The sequence below is a fragment of the Polaribacter marinivivus genome, assembly GCF_042651285.1.
Taxonomy (GTDB): domain Bacteria; phylum Bacteroidota; class Bacteroidia; order Flavobacteriales; family Flavobacteriaceae; genus Polaribacter; species Polaribacter marinivivus.
Genome location: NZ_JBHSCY010000003.1, coordinates 146,417 through 169,047 on the forward strand (window position 1 = coordinate 146,417; position 22,631 = coordinate 169,047).

At 28.1% G+C, this 22,631-nt stretch carries 18 protein-coding genes; 3 read left to right on the top strand and 15 right to left on the bottom strand.

Annotation, left to right across the window (positions count from 1 at the left end; all coding sequences use genetic code 11):
- Nucleotide 1: 1 nt before the first annotated feature.
- On the top strand, nt 2-1,489 hold the full coding sequence (locus ACFOWD_RS13035) for a lipopolysaccharide biosynthesis protein (protein WP_377411280.1): 1,488 nt from the start codon (nt 2-4) through the stop codon (nt 1,487-1,489).
- Here the strand turns inward: ACFOWD_RS13035 and ACFOWD_RS13040 are convergent.
- The 10 genes from ACFOWD_RS13040 to ACFOWD_RS13085 all read right to left on the bottom strand — a co-directional run bounded on the left by ACFOWD_RS13040 (nt 1,480) and on the right by ACFOWD_RS13085 (nt 10,310).
- Nucleotides 1,480-1,785 carry a DUF6122 family protein gene (locus ACFOWD_RS13040; RefSeq protein WP_377411283.1) on the bottom strand — a complete coding sequence of 102 codons (306 nt, stop codon included), beginning with the start codon at nt 1,783-1,785 and terminating at the stop codon, nt 1,480-1,482. The genes ACFOWD_RS13035 and ACFOWD_RS13040 overlap by 10 nt on opposite strands.
- Before the next feature lie 145 nt (nt 1,786-1,930).
- Nucleotides 1,931-2,515, bottom strand: coding sequence for a Crp/Fnr family transcriptional regulator (locus ACFOWD_RS13045; protein ID WP_377411286.1), 585 nt, complete (start codon nt 2,513-2,515; stop codon nt 1,931-1,933).
- Between the two features lie 49 nt (nt 2,516-2,564).
- Nucleotides 2,565-3,161 carry a WbqC family protein gene (locus tag ACFOWD_RS13050; protein WP_377411289.1) on the bottom strand — a complete coding sequence of 199 codons (597 nt, stop codon included), beginning with the start codon at nt 3,159-3,161 and terminating at the stop codon, nt 2,565-2,567.
- Between the two features lie 3 nt (nt 3,162-3,164).
- On the bottom strand, nt 3,165-4,898 hold the full coding sequence (gene lepB / locus ACFOWD_RS13055; RefSeq protein WP_377411292.1) for a signal peptidase I: 1,734 nt from the start codon (nt 4,896-4,898) through the stop codon (nt 3,165-3,167).
- A gap of 79 nt (nt 4,899-4,977) precedes the next feature.
- Nucleotides 4,978-5,679: a 4-hydroxy-tetrahydrodipicolinate reductase gene (gene dapB / locus ACFOWD_RS13060; protein WP_377411295.1), complete on the bottom strand. Its 702-nt coding sequence runs from the start codon at nt 5,677-5,679 to the stop codon at nt 4,978-4,980.
- Entirely contained in the window at nt 5,680-6,291 is a 612-nt protein-coding gene (locus tag ACFOWD_RS13065; RefSeq protein WP_377411299.1) for a DUF5683 domain-containing protein, read from the bottom strand.
- Nucleotides 6,292-7,176 (bottom strand): ParB/RepB/Spo0J family partition protein, encoded by an 885-nt coding sequence (locus ACFOWD_RS13070; RefSeq protein ID WP_377411302.1) that lies wholly within the window; start codon nt 7,174-7,176, stop codon nt 6,292-6,294.
- A gap of 1 nt (nt 7,177) precedes the next feature.
- Complete coding sequence (locus ACFOWD_RS13075) at nt 7,178-7,942, bottom strand: ParA family protein (RefSeq protein WP_298994023.1); 765 nt, start codon at nt 7,940-7,942, stop codon at nt 7,178-7,180.
- 188 nt (nt 7,943-8,130) lie between these two features.
- Nucleotides 8,131-9,585, bottom strand: coding sequence for an aminoacyl-histidine dipeptidase (locus ACFOWD_RS13080; RefSeq protein WP_377411306.1), 1,455 nt, complete (start codon nt 9,583-9,585; stop codon nt 8,131-8,133).
- A 92-nt stretch (nt 9,586-9,677) separates the two neighbouring features.
- A complete protein-coding gene (locus ACFOWD_RS13085; RefSeq protein WP_377411309.1) occupies nt 9,678-10,310 on the bottom strand; it encodes an NAD(P)H-dependent oxidoreductase in 633 nt (210 codons plus the stop codon).
- A 111-nt stretch (nt 10,311-10,421) separates the two neighbouring features.
- Between ACFOWD_RS13085 and ACFOWD_RS13090 the strand changes: the two genes are divergently transcribed.
- Complete coding sequence (locus ACFOWD_RS13090; RefSeq protein WP_377411312.1) at nt 10,422-11,693, top strand: DUF2851 family protein; 1,272 nt, start codon at nt 10,422-10,424, stop codon at nt 11,691-11,693.
- Between the two features lie 5 nt (nt 11,694-11,698).
- Here the strand turns inward: ACFOWD_RS13090 and ACFOWD_RS13095 are convergent, their stop codons facing one another.
- Complete coding sequence (locus tag ACFOWD_RS13095; RefSeq protein WP_377411315.1) at nt 11,699-14,122, bottom strand: zinc-dependent metalloprotease; 2,424 nt, start codon at nt 14,120-14,122, stop codon at nt 11,699-11,701.
- A gap of 159 nt (nt 14,123-14,281) precedes the next feature.
- Here ACFOWD_RS13095 and ACFOWD_RS13100 point away from each other — a divergent pair, with 159 nt between their 5' ends.
- A complete protein-coding gene (locus tag ACFOWD_RS13100; RefSeq protein ID WP_377411318.1) occupies nt 14,282-15,136 on the top strand; it encodes an ExbD/TolR family protein in 855 nt (284 codons plus the stop codon).
- Between the two features lie 102 nt (nt 15,137-15,238).
- Here the strand turns inward: ACFOWD_RS13100 and ACFOWD_RS13105 are convergent, their stop codons facing one another.
- From ACFOWD_RS13105 to ACFOWD_RS13120, 4 genes are all read right to left on the bottom strand, one after another.
- Nucleotides 15,239-17,692, bottom strand: a complete 2,454-nt coding sequence (locus ACFOWD_RS13105) for an alpha-ketoacid dehydrogenase subunit alpha/beta (protein ID WP_377411320.1) — start codon at nt 17,690-17,692, stop codon at nt 15,239-15,241.
- A 144-nt stretch (nt 17,693-17,836) separates the two neighbouring features.
- The gene (locus tag ACFOWD_RS13110; RefSeq protein ID WP_377411323.1) at nt 17,837-20,644 is read right to left on the bottom strand and encodes an aminopeptidase; all 2,808 of its coding nucleotides are present in this window, start codon (nt 20,642-20,644) and stop codon (nt 17,837-17,839) included.
- Between the two features lies 1 nt (nt 20,645).
- Nucleotides 20,646-21,902: a T9SS type A sorting domain-containing protein gene (locus ACFOWD_RS13115; RefSeq protein ID WP_377411326.1), complete on the bottom strand. Its 1,257-nt coding sequence runs from the start codon at nt 21,900-21,902 to the stop codon at nt 20,646-20,648.
- Nucleotides 21,903-21,904: 2 nt separating this feature from the next.
- Nucleotides 21,905-22,612 (bottom strand): LOG family protein, encoded by a 708-nt coding sequence (locus ACFOWD_RS13120; RefSeq protein WP_377411329.1) that lies wholly within the window; start codon nt 22,610-22,612, stop codon nt 21,905-21,907.
- Nucleotides 22,613-22,631 lie beyond the last annotated feature (19 nt).

Consider the following 22,631-nt stretch of genomic DNA (forward strand, 5'->3'; position numbering starts at 1 on the left):
TATGGGAATTGTATTAAAGCAGTCTTTTAAAAATACCATATTTATCTATTTAGGTTTTTTGGTTGGTGGTATCAATACATTGTTTTTATATACTCGATTTTTAGAAGACACCTATTATGGTCTAGTTACTTTTTTATTAGCCACCTCTAATTTATTAATGCCTTTAATAGCATTTGGCATAAACCATACAATTATTAAATTTTTTTCGAGCTATTTTACAAAGAAAGAACAAGATAAGTTTTTGTCTTCAGTGCTTTTTTTGCCACTATTAATTGCTATACCATTAGGTTTTTTAGGAGTTGAATTTTACGAACAATTAAGTAATTATTTGTCTGTAGAAAACCCAATTATAAAAGAATACACATTTGTTATCTATTTAGTAGCTTTTACTTGTGCCTATTTTGAGGTTTTTTATGCTTGGGCTAAAGTACAGTTGCACTCGGTTTTTGGTAATATTTTAAAAGAATTATGGAATAGAGTAGTAGTTATGTTACTACTTTTTGCAGTTTATTTTGGATGGATTACAAAACCAGAATTTATTTATTACCTAACAGGATTCTATTTTTTAAGAATGTTTGTAATGATGATTTATGCTTTTCGTTTGTATTTTCCAAAGCTTACCTTCTCTTTACCAGAAAATTTTAATGAGATTATTAGATATTCTTTTTATATCATTTTAGCAGGTAGTGCAGGTGCTATTATTTTAGATATAGATAAATTTATGATACCTGGTAAAGAAGAAATAAGTAAAGCAGCTTATTATTCTGTTGCTGTCTTTATAGGTTCTTTTATTGAAGCTCCAAGTAGAGCTATGCTAAACATTTTACAACCTTTAACATCTAAGACTTTAAATGAAGATAACTTGCATGAAGTTGGGTCTCTTTATAAGAAAAGTTCTATTAATTTATTATTGATTAGTGGTTTCTTTTTTGTCTTGATAAATGCAAATGTTCATCAATTATTTAATTTATTGCCAGAAAGTTATGCAGGTGGAGAGCTTGTGGTTTTTATGATTTCTTTTCTAAAAATGTATAATGGTTTTTTAGGAAATAATGGAGCTATAATTAATAACTCTAGATTTTATAAAATAACATTGCCTATAAGTTTAACTATGGCTTTTTCTGTTTATTTTTTAAATAAACTATTTTATTATGAATTAGATTTAGGAACAGATGGTCTTGCATTAGCAACCCTAATAGTTATCTTTTTTGCAAATACTTTTAAATTATATTTTGTGAAGAAAAAATTCTTAATAACACCTTTTACAGATAAAACATTAAAAATGTTTCTCATCATTATGGGTTTGTATTTAGGATTTAATTTTTGGGATTTTCCAATTACAGATGTATACTTTTTTAAAATTCCAATACACCCTGCTATTAATATAGCATTAAAGAGTTTGTTAATTATACCTATTTATTTATTCTTGGTAATAAAACTTAATATATCACCAGAAATAAAAAATCTTACACAACGTTTTTATAAATAACAGTCAATTAAGTCTGTAAGCATATGAAAAAGTAAGGCTATAGCTAATATTCTAGTTTTACTAAAAAATAATCCTACAAAGTAAATACCAATAGCTATATAAGAATGAAATGGATGAAAATTGATGCTACATCTATTTTCTTGAAAAATAGGATTAGCCAATAAATGATCTAAATCTACTAACATTGATAATAAAAAAATTAAGTAAACTTTTTTCCATTTAGAATTCAAAAAAACTAAAGAAATTAATAATGGAAAAATAAAATGTAAGGAATAATGTATACTAAATTTGAGCATAAAAAAAGACTTATCGTAAAAATAAGTCTTTTTTTGAATAAATGAAATTGGGGGAATATATCATTATTTACTTTAAAATTAATATAATTTCAAGTAAAGTCCATTTACATATGTAAATAAATAGAAAAATTAAGAATATTTTAATTTATGATATATTCTTTAAAACAATATCCTTACGTATTCTACTAAGTTGTGTTGGAGTAATATTTAAATAAGAAGCGATATGATATTGTGGAACTAGTTTTTCTAAATCTGGTAGTTCTTGCCTAAGTTTTAAGTAACGTTCAGTTGCATTTAAAACTGATAAATCATAAATCTTAGATTCAAAAATAAGTACAATTTTAGATAGCACTTTAGAAAACATTTTACAGAATTCATGATCTTTATCAACCATATCCAAAAACTCCTTATAATTAATTGCATAAAGTTCACAATCTGTAAAACAATCGTAAAATAATTTCGCTGGTTTATTTGTTAACAGAGCTCCTATATCACCAGTTGTTGACATAGCTGTAAAGAAATTTCTTATATGACTTTTACCATTTTTATCAAAATAATAAGATTTCATAATTCCACTTCTAAGTATGTAAAAATTACTTTGTAAGTCTCCAGCTCTAACAACAACATCATTTTTTTTAAAATTGACAATAGTAGCTAGATCAACAAGTTTTTGTGAAGAAACATCATCTATATCAGCAATGTTTTTAATAAAATTTTGGAGGATATTCAATATTAAAAGTCAAATAGTTTTACTTTTTTAAAGATACAGCTTTTTTAAATTAAAAATAGCTAATTGCATTAGGGCCTTCCATAAAAAGTAAATCTAAAATAGATAGGTTAGGAATAAATCCATGTTTTTCATCAAACATTTGTACGTAGGTTTCTACTAATTTTTCTGGTTGATGTTTTCTTTCTGCCAACAATCTACAATCTTTTTCTGTAGAATTTATATGATATTCTTCAGTTTTTAAGAATTCTGTAGAAACCTGTAATGCATCTGCAACAAAAAGAAAAGTATCAATATTTAAATCTAATAAAAATTTATATTTCTTATGAAAAATAGGAGCTATATCATCTTCAAAAAATTCAAAATAGGGTGATACTCTGTAAGCAGTTTGTAGTGATTTAAAATGCTGGTCTTGCCAAGGAAAATCGTTTTCTATTAAGGTGTCTATTGTCTTTTTTCTACCTGTAGTAACTTTATGTTTTACAGGGACACTCAATAACTGTTTTCCACTGCCATTATAAATGTAGCATCTATTTCTATAGCTTTGTTTTTGATAATTATCTTGTGTTTCAAAAACTATTTTATCAGCTTTATAAATCTCTGAATATTGAGAAATTGGTGAAAAATATGTAGGAATAAATAAACTCACTTTTTATTTTTTTGTAGCTTTTTTCTTTTTAAAGAAACTCCAACCAATATATAATGCTATTAAAGCAAAAACAAAATATCTGTAAGATACAGGTTCTCCATCTCCACCAACTGTTGTAAACATTCTATCCCATCTAATAGATTTTATTTTATTAGCAAAACCTGTTGCATTTGCATCCCAACTAAACCAAATCATCACAGGTTTACCTAAAACATGGTCAAAAGGTACATAGCCCCAATATCTAGCATCTAAAGAGTTGTGTCTGTTGTCTCCAACTAACCAAAAATAATCTTGTTTAAAAGTATAAGAATTTGCTTTTTGGCCATTTATAAAGATGTCATCACCATTAATAACCAAATCGTTGTTTTCATAATTTTTTATGATTTGCTCATAAAAAGGAATGGTTTCAGCATTCAAATCTACTGTTGTACCAGCTTTAGGTATATAAATTGGGCCAAAGTTATCTTGGCTCCAACCTAACTCTTTTACATGAGGAAAAATAGCAACATCTGCATCATGATTTATCTTTTTCACAGACACTGTTAATGAACTTTCTTTTAATCTTGCTACTTCTTCATCAGTTAAATTAATATTTACTTTATTGTCTACATTAACCATTTTTAATCTTGCAGCAAAATCAGGGTTTATTCCTCCAGCAACTTCAGTATATAAAGAATCTTGTCCTATTTTTGTTAAACTACCATTCTTTTTAATAGCATCTTGTACTTTAGGGTTATTCCAGTATTCTGAAAGAATTTTATATACATAAGTCCTTTCTTTTTCTAACAAAAACTTAGGAAATGTATTTCTATCTATAGGCTTTTTAGATTCATAGGTATAAAAAAACTGAAGTTTAGCTCTGTAAGGTAATTCGTTCTTTTTACCATTAATGTAAAAATAACCATCTTTCATTTCTAACGTATCTCCAGCAATACCAACACAACGTTTTACATAGTTGGTCTTTTTATCAACAGGTTTGTATGTGAATTTCCCAGAATTATCACCCCACATTGTAGCTAAAGAATCTGCAGGCCAATTAAAACAAACAATATCATTATTCTTAATCTTTTGTAAACCTGGTAATCGCATATAAGGCAATTGAGGTTTTTTAGTATAAGAAACAAATGATGGTGTAATATTAAAGCCCATAAAAGGCACAGGAATTGCAGGAATTGTATCATGTACCATTGGTGCTGCAACTACTGTACTTGGCACTCTAGCTCCATAATGAAATTTGCTTACAAAAAGATAATCACCTACTAACAAAGATTTCTCTAAAGATGATGTTGGTATTGTAAATGGTTGCATAAAATAAGTATGCACTAACGTTGCTGCAATAATTGCAAAGGTTATAGAACTTACCCATTCACCTAATTCAGAACGTGGTTTTAAACTTCGTTCATTATTGTATTGTGCATCAGTAGCATAATTAATATAAAAAATATACAATCCTAAAGTGATGATGACTAACAACGAATCTAACTTTTTGTAAAAGCCAAAAGTTCTTATGGTTTCTATCCATATTACAGGAAACATCAATAAGTTTACTACAGGTATAAATAACAGAATAATCCACCATTTTGGACGATTAATGATTTGCATTAAAACTACTCCATTATAAATTGGTACAGCAGCTTCCCAAGGTTTTCTTCCTGCTTTAACATATAATTTCCATGTTCCTAAAAAGTGTATGATTTGAACCACTAAAAAGAAAATGAACCATTGTGTAAACGTCATAATATATTTTTTAAACTCTTAGTAAAGAGCAGAATTGTAATGTTTTATAAGGCGCAAAATAGCAAAAAAGTTACAGTTTTTAAGAGATGTTTAACACATCTTTCATCGTAAATACTCCAGTTTTTCCAATAATCCATTCTGCAGCAATTACTGCACCTAATGCAAAACCTTTTCTATTGTGTGCTGTGTGTTTAATTTCAATTGTATCTACTTCAGATGAGTACCAAACAGTATGAGTGCCAGGAACATCTGGAATTCTTTTGGCTTCAATCGGAATATTTGTTTCACTTATTTCTGTTCCAAGTTTCCAGTTTTCTTTTGAGGTATTTTCTATAATACCTTCTGCTAAAGTAATTGCTGTTCCACTTGGTGCATCTAATTTTTTTGTATGATGAATTTCTTCCATAGAAATATTGTAATCTTTTAAATTACTCATCATTTTAGCCAATTGTTTATTTAGTTCAAAAAAAATGTTTACGCCAACACTAAAGTTTGATGCATAAATAAAAGCCCCCTTTTTTTCTTTACAAAGGTTAACAGCTTCAGTATACTTTTCTAACCAACCAGTTGTTCCTGAAATTACAGGAACATTCTTTTCTATACAATTACTTATATTTTCAAAAGCTGAAGTAGGTATACTAAAATCTATAGCAACATCTGCTTTTGTAATGTCTATAGAATCTCCTGCATCTTTTCTTATTACTATTTCATGTCCTCTAGATGTTGCAATTTTTTCAATTTCTTGCCCCATTCTTCCATAACCTAACAATGCTATTTTCATCTAAAATCTAATTTTAAAATTTAGGCCTACAACTGGTGCATCTACACGAATTGGATCTTGAATAATTGTAGGTTTTATAGTTAAACTATCGTCTGTGTTAAACTGCATTAAATGCGCATTTACACTGGCTTCAACAATTTGTAAAATATATAGAATAATACCAGAAAGCAGCGAAAAATCTCTGTTTTCTCTTAACTGTTCTTGTGCTGTTTCTAAGGTCTCTGTAGAAACTACTTCAACACCATTTACTGTAAACTCGTCTACCAAACCATTTTTACGTAGTCTATAAGCATTTCTAAAACGTTTATAATCACTATTATTAATCTGATAGTAATAAGCAGGTATAGCTAAAGCCCCCCAAACAACAGGAGCTTTCCAGTATTTCTTGTTATAAATTTGCCCTGCTCCAGGAAAAATTGCAGAATAAAACGCTGCTTTAGAGGGAGATAAAGGGCTGTAAGTACCTTGTATACTTTGCTTTTTTAACTTTTTTTGTTTTCGTAATTCTTTTTTAGAGAGTTCTATTGGTTTTATAATAGAATCGTTTTGAGCAGAAATACTTGCAGAAAATAATGCAAGAAAAAAAACAAATATGAAGTTTTTTAAAAACACTTATTTTAATAAGTTTTTAATTCTATTAAAATCTTCTTCAGAATGAAAAGGAATTGTAATTTTTCCTTTTCCTTTTGCATTAGAAGTAATTTCTATTTTATGTCCAAAGAAGTTACTAAAATCTTTAATGTTATTTTTTACAAAGCTAGGTTGTGCTTTCTTTTTTGGTTTGGCTATTGAACCATTTTTAAAGGTTTTAACTAAATCTTCTGTTTGTCTTACAGATAGTTTTTCTCGTAAAATCTTCTCATAAATAGCGAGTTGATCTTCTGTATTTTCTACATTAATCATTGCTCGTCCATGGCCCATAGAAATAAAACCATCACGCATTCCTGTTTGTAAGATTGGATCTAATTTTAATAATCGTAAATAATTAGTAACTGTAGATCTTTTTTTACCAACTCTTGTGCTTAACTCTTCTTGAGTTAAATTGATTTCATCAATTAAACGTTGATAAGAAAGCGCAACCTCTATTGGATCTAAGTTTTTACGTTGTATGTTTTCAACCAATGCCATTTCTAGCATTTCTTGGTCGTTTGCAATTCTAATATATGCAGGTACTGTTTTATTGCCTATTAATTTTGAGGCTCTAAATCTTCGTTCACCTGAAACTAATTGAAATGTATTGCCTTCTAATTTACGAACAGTAATAGGTTGTATTACTCCTAACTCTTTAATAGAACTTGCTAGCTCTCTTAAAGCTTCTTCATCAAAATATGTTCTTGGTTGATAAGGGTTTACTTCAATTAAATCTAATTCTATTTCAATGATGTTGCCTACCAATTTATCTGCATTTTTATCTGTTGCAGAGTTAATGTTGGGGGTTTCTTTTAACAATGCAGATAATCCTCTACCTAAAGCTTGTTTCTTGGTTGCTTTTGCCATTTTACGAATTCTTCTTTAATAATTCTTGCGCCAAATTTAAGTAATTTACAGCGCCTTTACTAGTAGCATCATAAGCAATAATGCTTTCACCATAACTTGGTGCTTCTCCTAAACGAGTATTTCTTCTAATAATTGTGTCAAAAACCATAGTAGAGAAGTGCTTTCTTACTTCATCTACTACTTGGTTAGATAACCTTAATCTTGAGTCGAACATTGTTAATAATAACCCTTCTATATCTAATTCTGAGTTATGAATTTTTTGTACACTTTTTATAGTGTTTAAAAGTTTGCCTAATCCTTCTAAAGCAAAATATTCACATTGAATAGGTATCATTACAGAATCTGCAGCCACTAAAGAATTTAAGGTGATTAATCCTAAAGAAGGAGCACAATCAATTAAAATGTAATCGTAATCATTTTTAATTTCTGATAACGATTTTCTTAACATATATTCTCTTTCTGGTTTGTCTACCAGTTCTATTTCAATAGCTACTAAATCAATATGAGCAGGAATTATGCTTACGTTAGGAGATGTAGTTTCAACAACGGCATCTTTAGCAGAAATAGTATGTTCTAAAACTTGATACGTTCCATACTCAACATTTTCTACATCAATTCCCAATCCAGAAGACGCATTTGCTTGAGGGTCAGCATCAATCAATAAAACTTTTTTTTCTAAAACACCTAAAGAAGCAGCCAGATTTACACTAGTTGTAGTCTTACCAACACCACCTTTTTGGTTTGCAATTGCAATTATTTTTCCCATAAAAAATTTAGCTTACTAAAAAGTAAAATTACATTTTTTTATGGTTTTTAATAGTTAAAGATGTTAACAAATAGATAAAATTGTAAATAATTGAAAAATAATTATTTACAACTAAAAATTTGATTTTTTTAAACAATAAAAGCGCTAACTAAACTCTTTAATTAAAATGATATTCTATAATTACTTATTTATTTTTCTGGGATGTTCTTTAATACTTCTTTAAGTAACTTCCAAAATTTTTGAGTTGATGAAATTTGAGCTTTTTCATCAGGTGAATGCGCTCCTTTTATATTTGGACCAAAAGAAATCATTTCCATATCTGGGTAATTTTGCCCTAAAATTCCACATTCTAATCCTGCATGACAAGCAGCTACATTAGGTTGTTCATTAAATAATTTAATATAAGTAGATTCAACTGTTTTTAAAATTGAAGAATTCATATTTGGTAACCATCCAGGATATTCTCCAGAAAATTCGACAGAATAATTTGCTAATTCAAAAGCAGATTTGATAGCATTTGCTAAATCCCATTTATTACTTTCAGATGATGACCTTGTTAAACAACCAATTTTTATTTGCCCTTCTTTTACAATTACTCTTGCTACATTATTTGAAGTTTCAACTAAACCATCAACATCAGAACTCATTCTATAAACTCCATTTAAAGTTGCATAAATGGCTTTAATTAAAATGGCAGAATTCTCTTTATTCATCTTTTGTTTTGGAGTAGATGTTGTAGAGAATTCAATCTCTAAATTAGGTTCTAAAGTTTTAAATTCTGCTTTAATTTTTTTGATTTCTTCTAAAAGTCTAAGCTCAACAAATCTGTCATTATTTCTATCTGTAACTATAGTAGCAAAACTCTCTCTTGGAATTGCATTACGTAAACTACCACCATTAATTTCAGCAATTTCAATTGCATTAATAACACTATAAAGTAGTCTATTCATTATTTTATTGGCATTACCTAAACCTTTAATAATATCCATTCCAGAATGCCCTCCATTTAATCCTTTTACAGAAACTTGATAAGCAATATCATCTTCTCTAGTTATTTCCTCTTTGTAAGAACCAGTTGCAGTAATATCTACACCACCTGCACAACCAATACCAATTTCATCATCTTCTTCTGTGTCTAAGTTTAGCAAAATTTCACCTTCTAAAACATTGCCTTCTAAACCCATTGCACCTGTCATGCCAGTTTCTTCATCTATGGTAAATAAACCTTCTATAGCTGGGTGAGGAATGTCAGTAGAAGATAAAACAGCCATAATTGCAGCAACACCTAGACCATTATCTGCACCTAAAGTTGTGCCTTTTGCTTTTACCCAATCACCATCTACAAACATTTGAATTCCTTGTGAGTCAAAATCAAAAACTGTATCTGCATTTTTTTGATGTACCATATCTATATGGCCTTGCAACACAATTTTTTTTCTCTTTTCCATACTAGAAGTTGCTGGCTTCTTAATAATAACATTACCCACTTTATCTACTGAAGTTTCTAAATTTAAGCTTTTGCCAAAATCAACCATAAATTTTATTACCCTATCTTCTTTTTTTGATGGACGAGGTACAGCATTTAAATCTGCAAAATGATTCCAAACAGTTTTAGGCTCTATATTTCTGATATCAGTACTCATATTTTATTATAATTTTAAGGTAAAATTACGGTTTTTAAATCCATAAAAAAAGCCTTCAAAAAAATGAAGGCCTATTTATTTTTATTAGATAATTAGTTAATTTCTAAAACAACTTCTTCTAAATTTTTTCTCACTTTTTTAAGATCTTTCATGTAATCATCATTTGCTCTATATCCAATAGGTAAAACTAAAGTAGATGTGAGATTAAGTTTATCTAGTTCTAATACTTCGTCATATTTTTCTGGAATAAAACCTTCCATAGGACAAGCATCTATTTGTAGAGAAGCACAAACAGTTAAAAGGTTTCCTAAAGCTAAATAAGCTTGATTTTTATTCCATGCTAATAATTCTTCTTGAGTTTTCTTTTCAATTTCTTGAGTTAAAAACTTTTTAAAAGGATTTATAATGGCATCTGGTGTGTTTCTAATTTTTTGAACCAAATTAAAATATTTGGTTACTTCTTCTTTATCGTAAGTTTTTGGTATGCAAATTACTAAAAGGTGAGAAGCTTCTAATACTTGAGGCTGGTTCCAAGAATGTGCCACTAGCTCTTTTTGTATGTCTTTATTTTTTATGACTACTAGTTTTAAAGGTTGTAAACCATATGAAGTAGCTGTTAAATTAAACGCTTTTTTTAAAGTTGTTATCTGGTTTTCAGTTAGAGATTTATCAGCATCAAATTTCTTTACAGCATATCTCCATTCTAAACTTTCAATTACATTCATGTTTTTATAAATTTTACACAAAAATAAATGAATGCTATTGCACTTTTTTTTAAAACTGATTAGTAAAATTTATATGAGTATAAATTTTTTGTACCTTGAAAACAAAAAACTATGAAAGAAGACTTTTTGTATTATGTATGGCAATACAAATTATTTTCTAAAACTGCTTTAAAAACCTCAAAACAAGATTCTTTAGTTATTAAAGATGTTGGAAAACGTAATGTTAATAGCGGTCCAGATTTCTTAAATGCTCAATTGTTTTTAGATAATCAACATTGGGCAGGTAATGTAGAAATGCATATAAAATCTTCTGATTGGTATTTGCATAAACACGAAACAGATGTTAATTATGATGCTGTTATTTTACATGTGGTTTGGGAGCATGACACAGACGTTTTTATGAAGAATAATAAGCCTTTACCTACTTTAGAATTAAAAGAGATTGTTGATAAAAAAGTATTTAAAGCTTATCAAGAAATATCTAAAAATTATAAAAGCTGGATTCCTTGTGAAAATCAAATTTCAGATTTAGATGATTTCTTAATTCTAAATTGGTTAGAGCGTTTGTATTTTGAAAGATTAGAAAGTAAATCAGAATTTATTACTGAATTATTAAAGAAAAATAACTTTGATTTTGAAGCGGTTTTATTTCTATTACTTGCTAAAAATTTTGGGTTAAAAATAAACGGAGATGCTTTTTTACAATTGGCAAATTCAATAGATTTTTCAATAATAAGAAAAGTTCGTTTTGATAAAAAACAACTAAACGCACTTTTATTTGGGCAAGCAGGATTTTTAGTAGATTCAATAGAAGAACCCTATTATAATGAGTTTCAAAAAGAATACGAGTATTTGTCCTATAAATATAAATTAAGACCAATTTCAAAACACACTTTTCAGTTTTTTAGAATGAGGCCTAATAATTTTCCTACAATACGAATTGCGCAATTGAGTGCTTTATATTATAAGTATCAAAATCTGTTTTCATCTATTATGGAAATAAATAAAAAAGACCATTTTTATGACTTATTTAAAATTAAGATTGATGATTTTTGGAAAAACCATTTCACTTTTGATAAAGCATCAAAATCAAGTTCTAAAAATATTTCTAAAGCTTTTGTAGACTTGGTTTTAATAAATACTATAATTCCTTTAAAATTTGTGTATTTAAAATACAAAGGAGAAAATTTTAATGAAGAAATTTTAAAATTAATTCAGCAAGTTTCATCAGAAAAAAACAGCATCATTACTAAATTTAAAGATTTAAAATTGGAAGCTAATAATGCTATGGAAAGTCAAGCTTTATTAGAGCTTAAAAACAACTATTGCACAAAGAAACGTTGTTTACAATGTGCAATAGGTAATTATTTAGTTAGAAAATAAGTTACTTATTTTGGATCTAATATTTGTTTGATTTTAGCCAAGCAATCTCTATAATGATATTTTGTCATTCTATTAACTCGTCTATTTTTTGCAATAGTTAATTGAAAATTTAAAGACTCTAATTCACCTCTAACAAAAGAATTAATATCTGAATGTTTAGGGCTTTTAGAATTCATAATAGAAGCCATTCTATCTATAAAAGCTTTTTGTAAGTTACGTCTAAATACATCTACATTTCTAGTATAATTAGCTTCAGAAAATATACCATTTCTTAAATCACGAACCATATCTATAACCTCATAAGAATTTGGTTCAATTACAGACGCATCTATCATTCTTTCTAAACGAGATGTACTTAATAAAGTAGCTAATTGTCTGTTTTGTAAACGTAACATTCTGTTAGTATAACCACTCTCATCTATATTTGCTAAAATGCTATTATCTAACAACCAATCTTGTGTTTTAAAGGCATTTTCTTGTAACCAAGACATAGACTCTTTTTGCTTTTCTTTTGAAACTGGTTGATAAACAAAACCATCTTGACTTGGTTTTTTATTGTATTCGTAAACACCACCAATATTACCAGAAACATGACCTACATATCTGCTCCAAACACCTAATAATTCTCCATATAATTCAGATAAATCTTCGTAATTATTGGTTTGATTAGACGTCCAATCAGGTAAGTTTTTAGCTACAATTTTTAAGTTTTTTACACCATATGTAGATGCTTTTACTTGATCGTTTCCAATACCTTCTGTCTGAGCTGATGGATCAAAACGTTGACCTCCAAATCTATAAATAGGATTATCAGCTTTATCTTCAATCCATTTATCTAAAGTTTCCACTTCTTGTTTAGGAGTTTTTGCCCAAGAAAGTTTGCGATATCCCCAGTTAATTGCATAATGATCATAAGGTCCTAATTGACGTATAAAACGAATGTTTTTATCACCTGGTTGCGCTATATAATTGTAACGTGCATAATCCATTATGGTTGCTGCAATTCCCATTTTTTGAGTAAACTTTCCAGAACGTAAAGAATCTACAGGATATGCAAAACTTGCAGCCATATTATGAGGTAAACCCAATGCATGACCAACCTCATGAGAAATTACCATACGCATCATTTCACCTATTTCTTCTGCAGGAGTATCTAATGTTCTTGCAGAGGGGTTTGCTGCACCAGTTTCTAATAAATATCTGTTTCTGTAAGAACGTAAGTGGTTGTGATACCAAATAATATCACTCTCTAAAATTTCTCCAGTTCTTGGGTCAGAAACACTTGGTCCTGTTGCATTTCTTGTAGTGCTTGCTACATATCTTATAGAAGAATAACGTACATCTTCCATACTAAACTCTGGGTCTTCTTCTTTTGTAGGAGGATATTTTGCCATAATTGCATTTTTAAATCCTGCTGTTTCAAAAACTTTTGCCCAATCGTCTACACCTTGCTTAATGTATTTTCTTAATTTTTCTGGAGTTGCAGGGTCTAAATAATACACAATAGGTTTAATAGGTTCTACTAATTCACCTCTATTATAAGCGCTAACATCTTTAGGTTCTAAACGCCATCTTCTTATATATCTTTTAGCATCTGCTTTTAAAGCTTCAGAACTATAGTCTACATTTCCAATAGAAAAATAACCCACTCTTTTGTCATAAATTCTTGGCATCATTTTATCTTCTGGAAGTAATATCATAGATTGATTTACTCTAATTGTAATTGTATTTGTGTTACTATTACTTGGTGGAGCTGCTGCATCATAAGTAAAGTCTTGAACAACCTCTATATTTTTTGGGTAACTTTTTATGCTATTGATAAAACTACGAGTTGGGTCTAATCTTCTTACTTTATAACGAGCTCTGTAAAAAGAAGGTAAAGCAGAAATAGCTTTTATGTCTGAAGAGAAGAATTTTGTAACATCAACTAAAACAGCTGTAGAATCTGGGTTTTGAGATTTTATATCAAAAGCATAAATAATAGGTTCTAAGTTGTTTGCTTTTACTGATTTATAAATGGGTAGAGAATCATTTGCAACTGCGTTATATGATTTTACTTTTAGTAAAATTTTATTTTGAAACTCCTCCCAAACTACAACTTGTGTGTTAATTTTTGAACCAGCATTTACATAACCACCACCTAAACCAGCAGGGATGTCTTTAATTCTAGTTACTAATAACATTTCTTTTTCAAAATGTGATTTTGGAATTTCATACATGAATTTACCATTGTTATTATGTACATGAAATAAACCATCATCTGATTTTGTTTTAGAATTTACATAGGTTTTGTAAGATGGTTTGCTTTTTTTTGGTTTTGGTGCAACTTGTGCAGTCTTTTTATCTTTTTTAGATTTTTTCTTTTGAGCATTAGCTTGTTGAGGAATTGAAAATGCTAAAATCAATGAAAAGAGTAGTAGTTTTTTCATAAAAAGTTTGATTTGAATTATTTGAGCCTCTAAAGTAAGAAAAGTATAGGTTTATAAAAAAACTAGATTGTTAAAATGAAAATTCATCTTAGTTGTCATTTAGTGTTAAAGTAAACGATAAAATTATTTTCTTTGTTTTTTTTAAAAATTAGATAGTTAATGAAAAAGATATTATTATTCATTTTGCTTTCACAGAATTTAATTATTGCTCAAAATAAGGAAGTTCTTTTGCCTCCTAATACAGGAGATAGTGTTAAATACAGTAATAAAAGTATAAGCAGATTCTTTAGTGTTTATGTTACTAAAGATAAAGAGGTTTATTTTGAAAATATAAGGACACCAATTGAATTTTTATCAGATACAATTTTAAAATATAGAAATAAAATTAAAGAAACAGAAGTTGTTTTTTTACAAACACATTTACTAGCAGATAAAAGACTAGACTATAGTATTATTCAGAGAGTGAAAAGTCAATTCTCAAAAGCCAATTCACTTTTAATTAACTATAGGACAGGACATATCAATAATATTAAAAGTGGATTATTTTGTAGATTAAATAAACAAAATATAAATAGTGAAAGAAACTTAGAAAAAGAAAGAGCTCTGAATGAATTCAATAAAGAAATAAAAATAAGTAAAGGTCAGATTTATAAAATGATTGACTTGCTCTATTTCTTGGCATTTGAAGAAGCTAAAATTATTATGGATAAAAATAGATTTTTACATTTTAACTTGAAAAATAAAGATTCACTAGAAATTAATGGTTTTAATTTAAAATTAAGTGATTTAGATAAAAAATACAAGATGTTTAAAAATATTGATTTTATATTTCTAACTATTGATAATAATCTGAAATATGAAAGTTATTTAAATTATTTATCTGCTCTATCGAAATATAATAAACAATTAGAAACACCAATAGGATTTATAGAAATAACAGATGAATTAAGAGAATTACTTGAGAAAAATCATGTTAAATTATTTAATGTTAAGTTTGATAAAAAAGTCGATTAAAAAATATATTTAAAAACTAATATCAATTAAAGAAACTAAATTCTTTTTTTCTAAAACATATAGAAAAAAATCCCAATCAAATTTGATTGGGATTTTTTTATTCTAGTATAAACTTTTAAATTTTTGCGGATTATATTCATGCATCATTGCATAAATTTTCTCGAAAATATCTTCTGTAGATGGTTTAGAAAAATAATCTCCATCTGTACCATAAGCAGGTCTATGTGGCTTTGAGGTTAATGTAGATGGTTTACTATCTAAATATTCATATCCATTTTGATTTTCTAAAATTTCTTGTAAAAAATAAGCAGAAGCACCTCCAGGTACATCTTCATCAACAACTAACAATTTATTCGTTTTAGCTAAACTCTTTACACAATCATGATGTAAATCAAAAGGTAATAAAGATTGTGCATCTATAATTTCTATATCAATACCAACTTGTAGTAAGTCTTTTGCAGCTTCTTCTACTAAACGTAAAGTAGACCCGTAAGAAACAACAGTCATGTCTTTACCTTCTTTAATAGTTTCTACAACACCAATTTTGGTTTTAAACTCTCCTAAATTAGTTGGTAAATTTTCTTTTAAACGATATCCATTTAAACATTCTACAACTAGTGCAGGATCATCACCTTCTAATAAAGTATTATAAAAACCAGCAGCTTTAGTCATATTTCTTGGCACTAAAACATGCATACCTCTTACATTATTTATAATGCCACCCATAGGTGAACCTGCATGCCAAATTCCTTCTAATCTATGACCTCTAGTTCTTATAATTAATGGAGCTTTTTGCTTACCAAAACTTCTGTAACGTAAAGTAGCTAAATCATCGCTCATTATTTGTAAAGCATACAATAAATAATCTAAATATTGTACTTCTGCAATAGGTCTTAAACCTCTCATTGCTAAGCCTATTCCTTGTCCAATAATGGTAGCTTCTCTAATACCAGTGTCAGAAATTCTTATCTCTCCAAATTTTTCTTGCAGACCTTCTAGACCTTGATTAACATCTCCAATAAAACCAGCATCTTCTCCGAAAATAACAACATCATTATGCTTTTCTAATATGGCATCAAAATTATCTCTCATCACAACTCTTGCATCTACTAAATTTTTTTCTTGAGCATAAGTAGGTAGTTGTTCTGCAACTGCTAACACATTAGATTCAGATTCATTTAATAAATGAGTAGAGTATTTACTGTAAGCATTTTTTAAAGATGATTTAATAAAGTTTTGAAGCTCAATTTTCTCAGGAAAAGACTCATCTTTTAAATGCCATAAACATTTTCTAGCAGCAGATAAAACATCTTTTCTAGTAGGTTCTGAGTTAGATACTAAATCATTTTTATATTTTGTAATAAAAGCTCCGTTAGCACTTTTTTTAGCAACTCTTTCTAAAATCTGAGAAACTAATGTGCCTTCTGCTTTTATTTCGTTTAAGTAAGCATTCCAAGCATTTCTTTTTGCATTGGTTACTTCTTTTTTAGCTTCTTTTTCAAGAATAATTAATTCTTCTTCGCTATCAATAAAACGTAAAGTATCACCAGATTCTGTTTCTAATTCGAATTCCAAAATCCACTCACGCATTTTAGCTATACAATCGTGATCTCTTTCCCACTGAAGACGATCTTTTGTTTTATATCTTTCATGAGAACCAGAAGTAGAATGACCTTGTGGTTGTGTTAATTCTTTAACATGAATTAAAACAGGTACATGTTCTTCTCTTGCAATTTTTGCAGCTTCTTGATAGGTGCTCATTAATTGAACATAATCCCAACCATTTACTACAAAAATTTCGTAACCTTTATTTTTTTCATCTCTTTGAAATCCTTTTAAAATTTCTGAGATACTTTCTTTTGTGGTTTGGTGTTTAGCATGAACAGAAATTCCATATTCATCATCCCAAACACTCATTACCATTGGTACTTGTAAAACACCAGCAGCATTTATGGTTTCAAAAAACAAACCTTCACTTGTACTTGCATTACCTATTGTACCCCAAGCCACTTCATTACCATTTATAGAGAAATTGGTTTTGTTTTGTACGCTTTTTTCGTTTCTGTAAATTTTTGAAGCTTGCGCTAAACCTAATAAACGAGGCATTTGACCAGCTGTAGGAGAGATGTCTGAACTTGAATTGTATTGTTCTGTTAAGTTTTTCCAACTACCATCTTCATGTAAACTGTGAGTCGCAAAATGACCACCCATTTGTCTACCTGCAGACATTGGATCTTCTTTTATATCTGTATGTGCATACAAACCAGCAAAAAATTGTTGCGCAGATAATTCTCCAATTGCCATCATAAAAGTTTGATCTCTGTAGTAACCAGATCTAAAATCTCCTTTTTTGAAAGCCTTTGCCATAGCTAATTGTGGCACTTCTTTACCATCACCAAAAATACCAAACTTTGCTTTTCCAGTAAGCACTTCACGTCTTCCTAAAAGACTACATTCTCTGCTTATTTTTGCAATTTTATAATCGTTTAAAACTTCTTTTTTAAATTCATTAAAAGATATTTCTTGTGATGAAGATGTAGCAGTTTTTAAAGTCATATTTATAGTATTTTGCTTGTTTGCAAATATAGTTTTTTTAATTGATATTTAAAAATATTTGATTTGGTTAAGAATATGTTAAAAAAAAGTGGTTAAATTGTGTTTTTGTTGATAATTATACAAAAAAAGCACAAATGTTTTAATTTATAGAAATCCTCTTCTCACAAAATTAAAAATTGCCCTTAAATCACCTGTAAGTGTGAATCTAATTTTTTCGTTATAATTTGGTTGTCCTATTTCCCAACCATTATTTGAGTATAAAGGAAAATATACTTCTAAAATTCTATGTACAAAGTTAAAACGTATACCATTATTATAAGCAAAATACAGACTTTGATTTCTGTTTTTTAAGAATGCAACGTCATTATAAAATTCAACCCATCTCCATAAACCAATACTAGAATTAAAAGAAAGCATCCATTGATTTGCAAATCTTGTAGGTAATACCGATTTAAAACCACCTTCTGCAATAATAAATTGTTGACTAAAAATACCTGAATCTTCAGATCTACCAAAATAGTTTAGTTGAAAAAGGTAATCATTAGCTCTATCTAGACCAAAACTAAAGTAATCACTAGTAGTATTATTGTTAAAAAAAGCACCTGCATAAATCCTAAAATCTAATTGACGGTTTTTACTTGTTAATGCTCTAAATCTAACATCTACAAATCCTTTAGAGAAATCTTTTGAAAACTCTGTACCAAAACTATAGCCAAATTCGTTAATCATATCTAACTTATTGTTTACATATTGTAAACTAAAAACGCTGTATTTGTCTTCGTCTGTTTGTATTTGATTGGGAGCAACTTCTTTATTAATATGAATTAATCTTGCTCTTATTGCCTCTAAACCTGTATCTCTTAAAGACTTTCTTTTAAAGACTACATTTATATAGGGAGTTAAAGAGCTGTAAGAAAGACCTGGAGCATAGTCTAAATTAACTCCTGCTAAACCATAACCAATTCTGTAAATTCTTGTTTTTTCGTAAAACTGATTATATAATACTGAAAATCGCCCTGCTAAAGTTCCACTTTTTGTACCATAAGAAGGAGCCAAAGAAAATTCTAAATTTCTTTTAATTAATGGTTTGTTATGCACTGTAACACCTAAAATTAATCCGTTATAAAAATTATAACTGACATTAGGCATATAGAATAACTGATTATAGTAAGGGTCTTGTACATCTTTAATTAGAGAAAACTTTAAAGGCTTATTAAATATTTTCTTCTCTAATGATTTCCAATTATCTAGAGTGTTATGTTCTGGGTAAAGATTCTCATAATTTAAAGCTAGTTTATTAAAATCTCCTTTAAAAATTTTAATAGTCTTTGTGCTATCTATTCCAGTAACCCATTTTTTAAATTTTATTTGTTTGTTTTTTACACCATATAAAGAAACTGGAGTTGTAATATTTCTGTTATTTTTTATGGTGACTTTTAAGCTATCTTTTTCTTTTTCAACATTACTAATAGTGTAATCTATTTTTTTACTAGTTTTTAAAAAATCATTAAAAAACCATGAAACATCTTGAGAAGTAGTACTGGTTAATATTTCTTCAAATTTTTTACTTGATGTTAATTTGTTTTTTTCTTTTTTATAAAATTCTTTAATGGCATCATTTAAAGTACTTTCTCCTAAATATCCTTTTAAATATCTAAAACCTAAACCAGCTTTGTATTTGTTTACAATTTTTCTATTAAAATTAGAAAGTGAATCTGCAGAAGTGGTTAGTGCTTGGTCTAAAAATCTTCTAGAAGTATATTGATAAACTAAAGGGTATTTATCGTTTATATTTAGTTTTGCTAAATTAAAACTTCTAATTGGCCAATATTTTGAAAACTTGCCCAACAGTTTCTCATTAGGGTAGTAAGTATTAATATATTCTATTAATAAATAATTTTGTAAACCATCTATAAACCAATAATCTGTTCTTAAATTTATATTAGTTGTATTTAATAAATATTTTAATGAAATTGTTTTAAAGGTCTCTATATCCCAAATCATATTTTCTTGAAAAGGACGAACGATTTTAGGTAGCTTAGATAAACCAATTACTGGATTTTTACTTCTTGTTACTTGATCAAGAAATAATTCTTTTTGAGGGAATTTACCCAAAAACTTTTGCAAAAAATTTAATTCTCTTGAAAAATAAGATTTAACTAAAGAGTCTGATAAATTTTCACTTACTACATTGGTTTTTATGTTTATGCCATCTACATTATATATTTTAAATTCCTTTTTTTTGCTGATAGATAGTATTACATCTTTATTATGTTTACTAGTAAGTATGTATTTTGTTTTGTCTTCTTGATTAATTTCTAATTGAGTTAAATTACTCTCTAAAACAAACTTATTAGGCACATCAATATCAATAACAAAATTTGTATAAGATTCTAATAAATCGTCTAAATTTAGGTTGCTCATTAATTGCCAACCATTATCATAAACTGCAGGGGTTAAATACCAATATCTTAAAGAATAACCATCAGTTGTTTTTCCGTAATTGGTAAATTTTGCATCTGGAATTTTAATATCATAAGTAACCTCAATTTTTAAACTATCATTAGGTTTTAAAGAGTTGTTAAGACTTAATTTTAATATATCTATTTGGTCTTTTACTTCATTAAAAGAAACTGACTCATTATTTACTGTTAAGTTTTTAATATTAGATTCCCCTTTTTCAGATTCTTCTGCAAAGTATAATTCCTTTTTAAAATCTTTTACAAATCTTTTGGATAAAGGCGTTTTTCTATTCTTAAAACTGTTTGGCCAATTATGTAGGTAAATTGTATTTAAGATACTATCTGAATTATTAAAAAATATAATTTTTTGCTGAAGCTTTAAAACGTCTTTACTAGGCTGTAAAATTGCTTTAATATCAATCTTATTTTTCTGAGAAAATAATTGACAAGAAAAACAACATATAAGGAGTATGTAAAGATGTTTTTTCAAATTAAATTTTTAAGAATTTCGCTACTTTATAATCGTCTACTTTTAAAAAATACAATCCATTGTTTAGAATATTTAAATGAATAACGGTTTCATTTGAGTTTATATTTTTAGATGTAAAAACAACTTTGCCTAATGTATTATAAATTTTTATTTCTTTTATATTCTTATCAATTTTTAACTTTAATTCTTGATGCTTAATGCTAAAATTTAATTTTTTTACATATGTATAATTAGATAAAATATTTTGTTGATTTTCTAACTCTAATACAATTGGTAAATGGTCGCTAAAATTAAACAATGCATTTCTTAAATTCTGGGAAAATTCTCCTGTACAACTAGTATTACTAACAAAAGAATTATAGCAGTTTCCATTGTTACCAATGGTTTTGTAGCTGTTGTTTACAAATTTCATTTCTGTACTTTCTGTAAGGTTTTTAGAAAGCATAATAAAGTCAAAACGATCATCCATTCCCCCTCCAGCACCATCTCCATTTAATTGAGAACTTCTTGTAGATTGTGAGTGCACATCTGAAAAAGAGCTATTATTCCAAAAATAAGTATTATCATAATCTACATCATAATAATCTTTTCCATCATCAGGAAAACTTGGGCACAATCGATTTATTGGGTCTATAATTTGTATAGGATTATTTTCGTCTATTAATTTTAAAAAACCTTCTTCATTACTAGTGTAAAAATTAAAATCACCAGCAAAAATTACATAAGCATCTTGTGGTAATCGATCTAATTGCCTTGTAAAAATTTCTATAGATTCTTCTCTTTTTTGTCTGTTATCTATTCCTCTAGAGGCTTTTAAGTGCGTAACAAAAACTTCTATTCTAGTTTCAGATGCTGTCTTTAATTTTAGTGTATAATGGTTAATATCTCTAACACCTGTGGGAATTACTTCATTAAATTCTAAAGTAAGTTTATCAGCATTATAATAAACCATTTGTAATAAATCTGTTGCAGGAGATCTACTCGTATTAAAATCTGCTTTTTTAAAACTTGGGTTAGAGGTTACAATGGCATTATTAAAAAGATAATTAGAAGCAGTTTCATTTTTGAGCTCGCAAACCATAAATAAATCTGGTTTAACTTCGTCTAATATTGTTTTTAAATGTGGTGTTCTAGCTACACTTTCTGCATTAGAATTATAGTTTAATGTGTTATAAAACATTGTTTTAATTCTAGTTTGCCCTTGTAAAAGAGAAACAACAAATAGCAGAATAAATAGAACATTTCTTTTTTGAAACATTCTTAAAAGTTTGGTTTCAGTTTATATTTAGCGTAAAATTTATTAAAATGCTCTACTGCTTCATCTGCAGTATCTACTAACCTAAATAAATCTAAATCTTGTGGACTAATATTGCCTTCTTCTAAAAGTGTGTTTTTAATCCAATCTATAATTCCGCCCCAAAACTTTGTACCTACTAAAACAATTGGAAAACGTCCAATTTTTTTTGTTTGTATTAACGTAATTGCTTCAAAAAGTTCATCTAAAGTTCCAAAACCACCAGGCATTACTACAAAACCTTGAGAATATTTTACAAACATTACTTTTCTAACAAAAAAATAATCGAAGTCTAAGCTTTTACCTTGATCTATCCAAGGATTATCATGTTGTTCGAAAGGTAATTCTATGTTTAAGCCAACAGAAATTCCTTTTCCTCTATTAGCACCTTTATTACCAGCTTCCATAATTCCTGGTCCACCACCTGTAATTACACCAAAACCTGCTTGTGTTAATTTAAAAGCAACTTCTTCTGCTAGTTTATAATATTCGTGATCTGGTTTAGTACGTGCACTTCCAAAAATAGAAACACAAGGGCCTATTTTACTTAAACGTTCATAACCTTCAACAAACTCAGCCATAATTTTAAAAATGGCCCAAGAATCGTTTGTTTTTATTTCGTTCCAAGTTTTCTGTTGAAGTTTTTCTCTTATTTTTCTATCATCATTTGTCATATCTATCTTATTTTTAAAG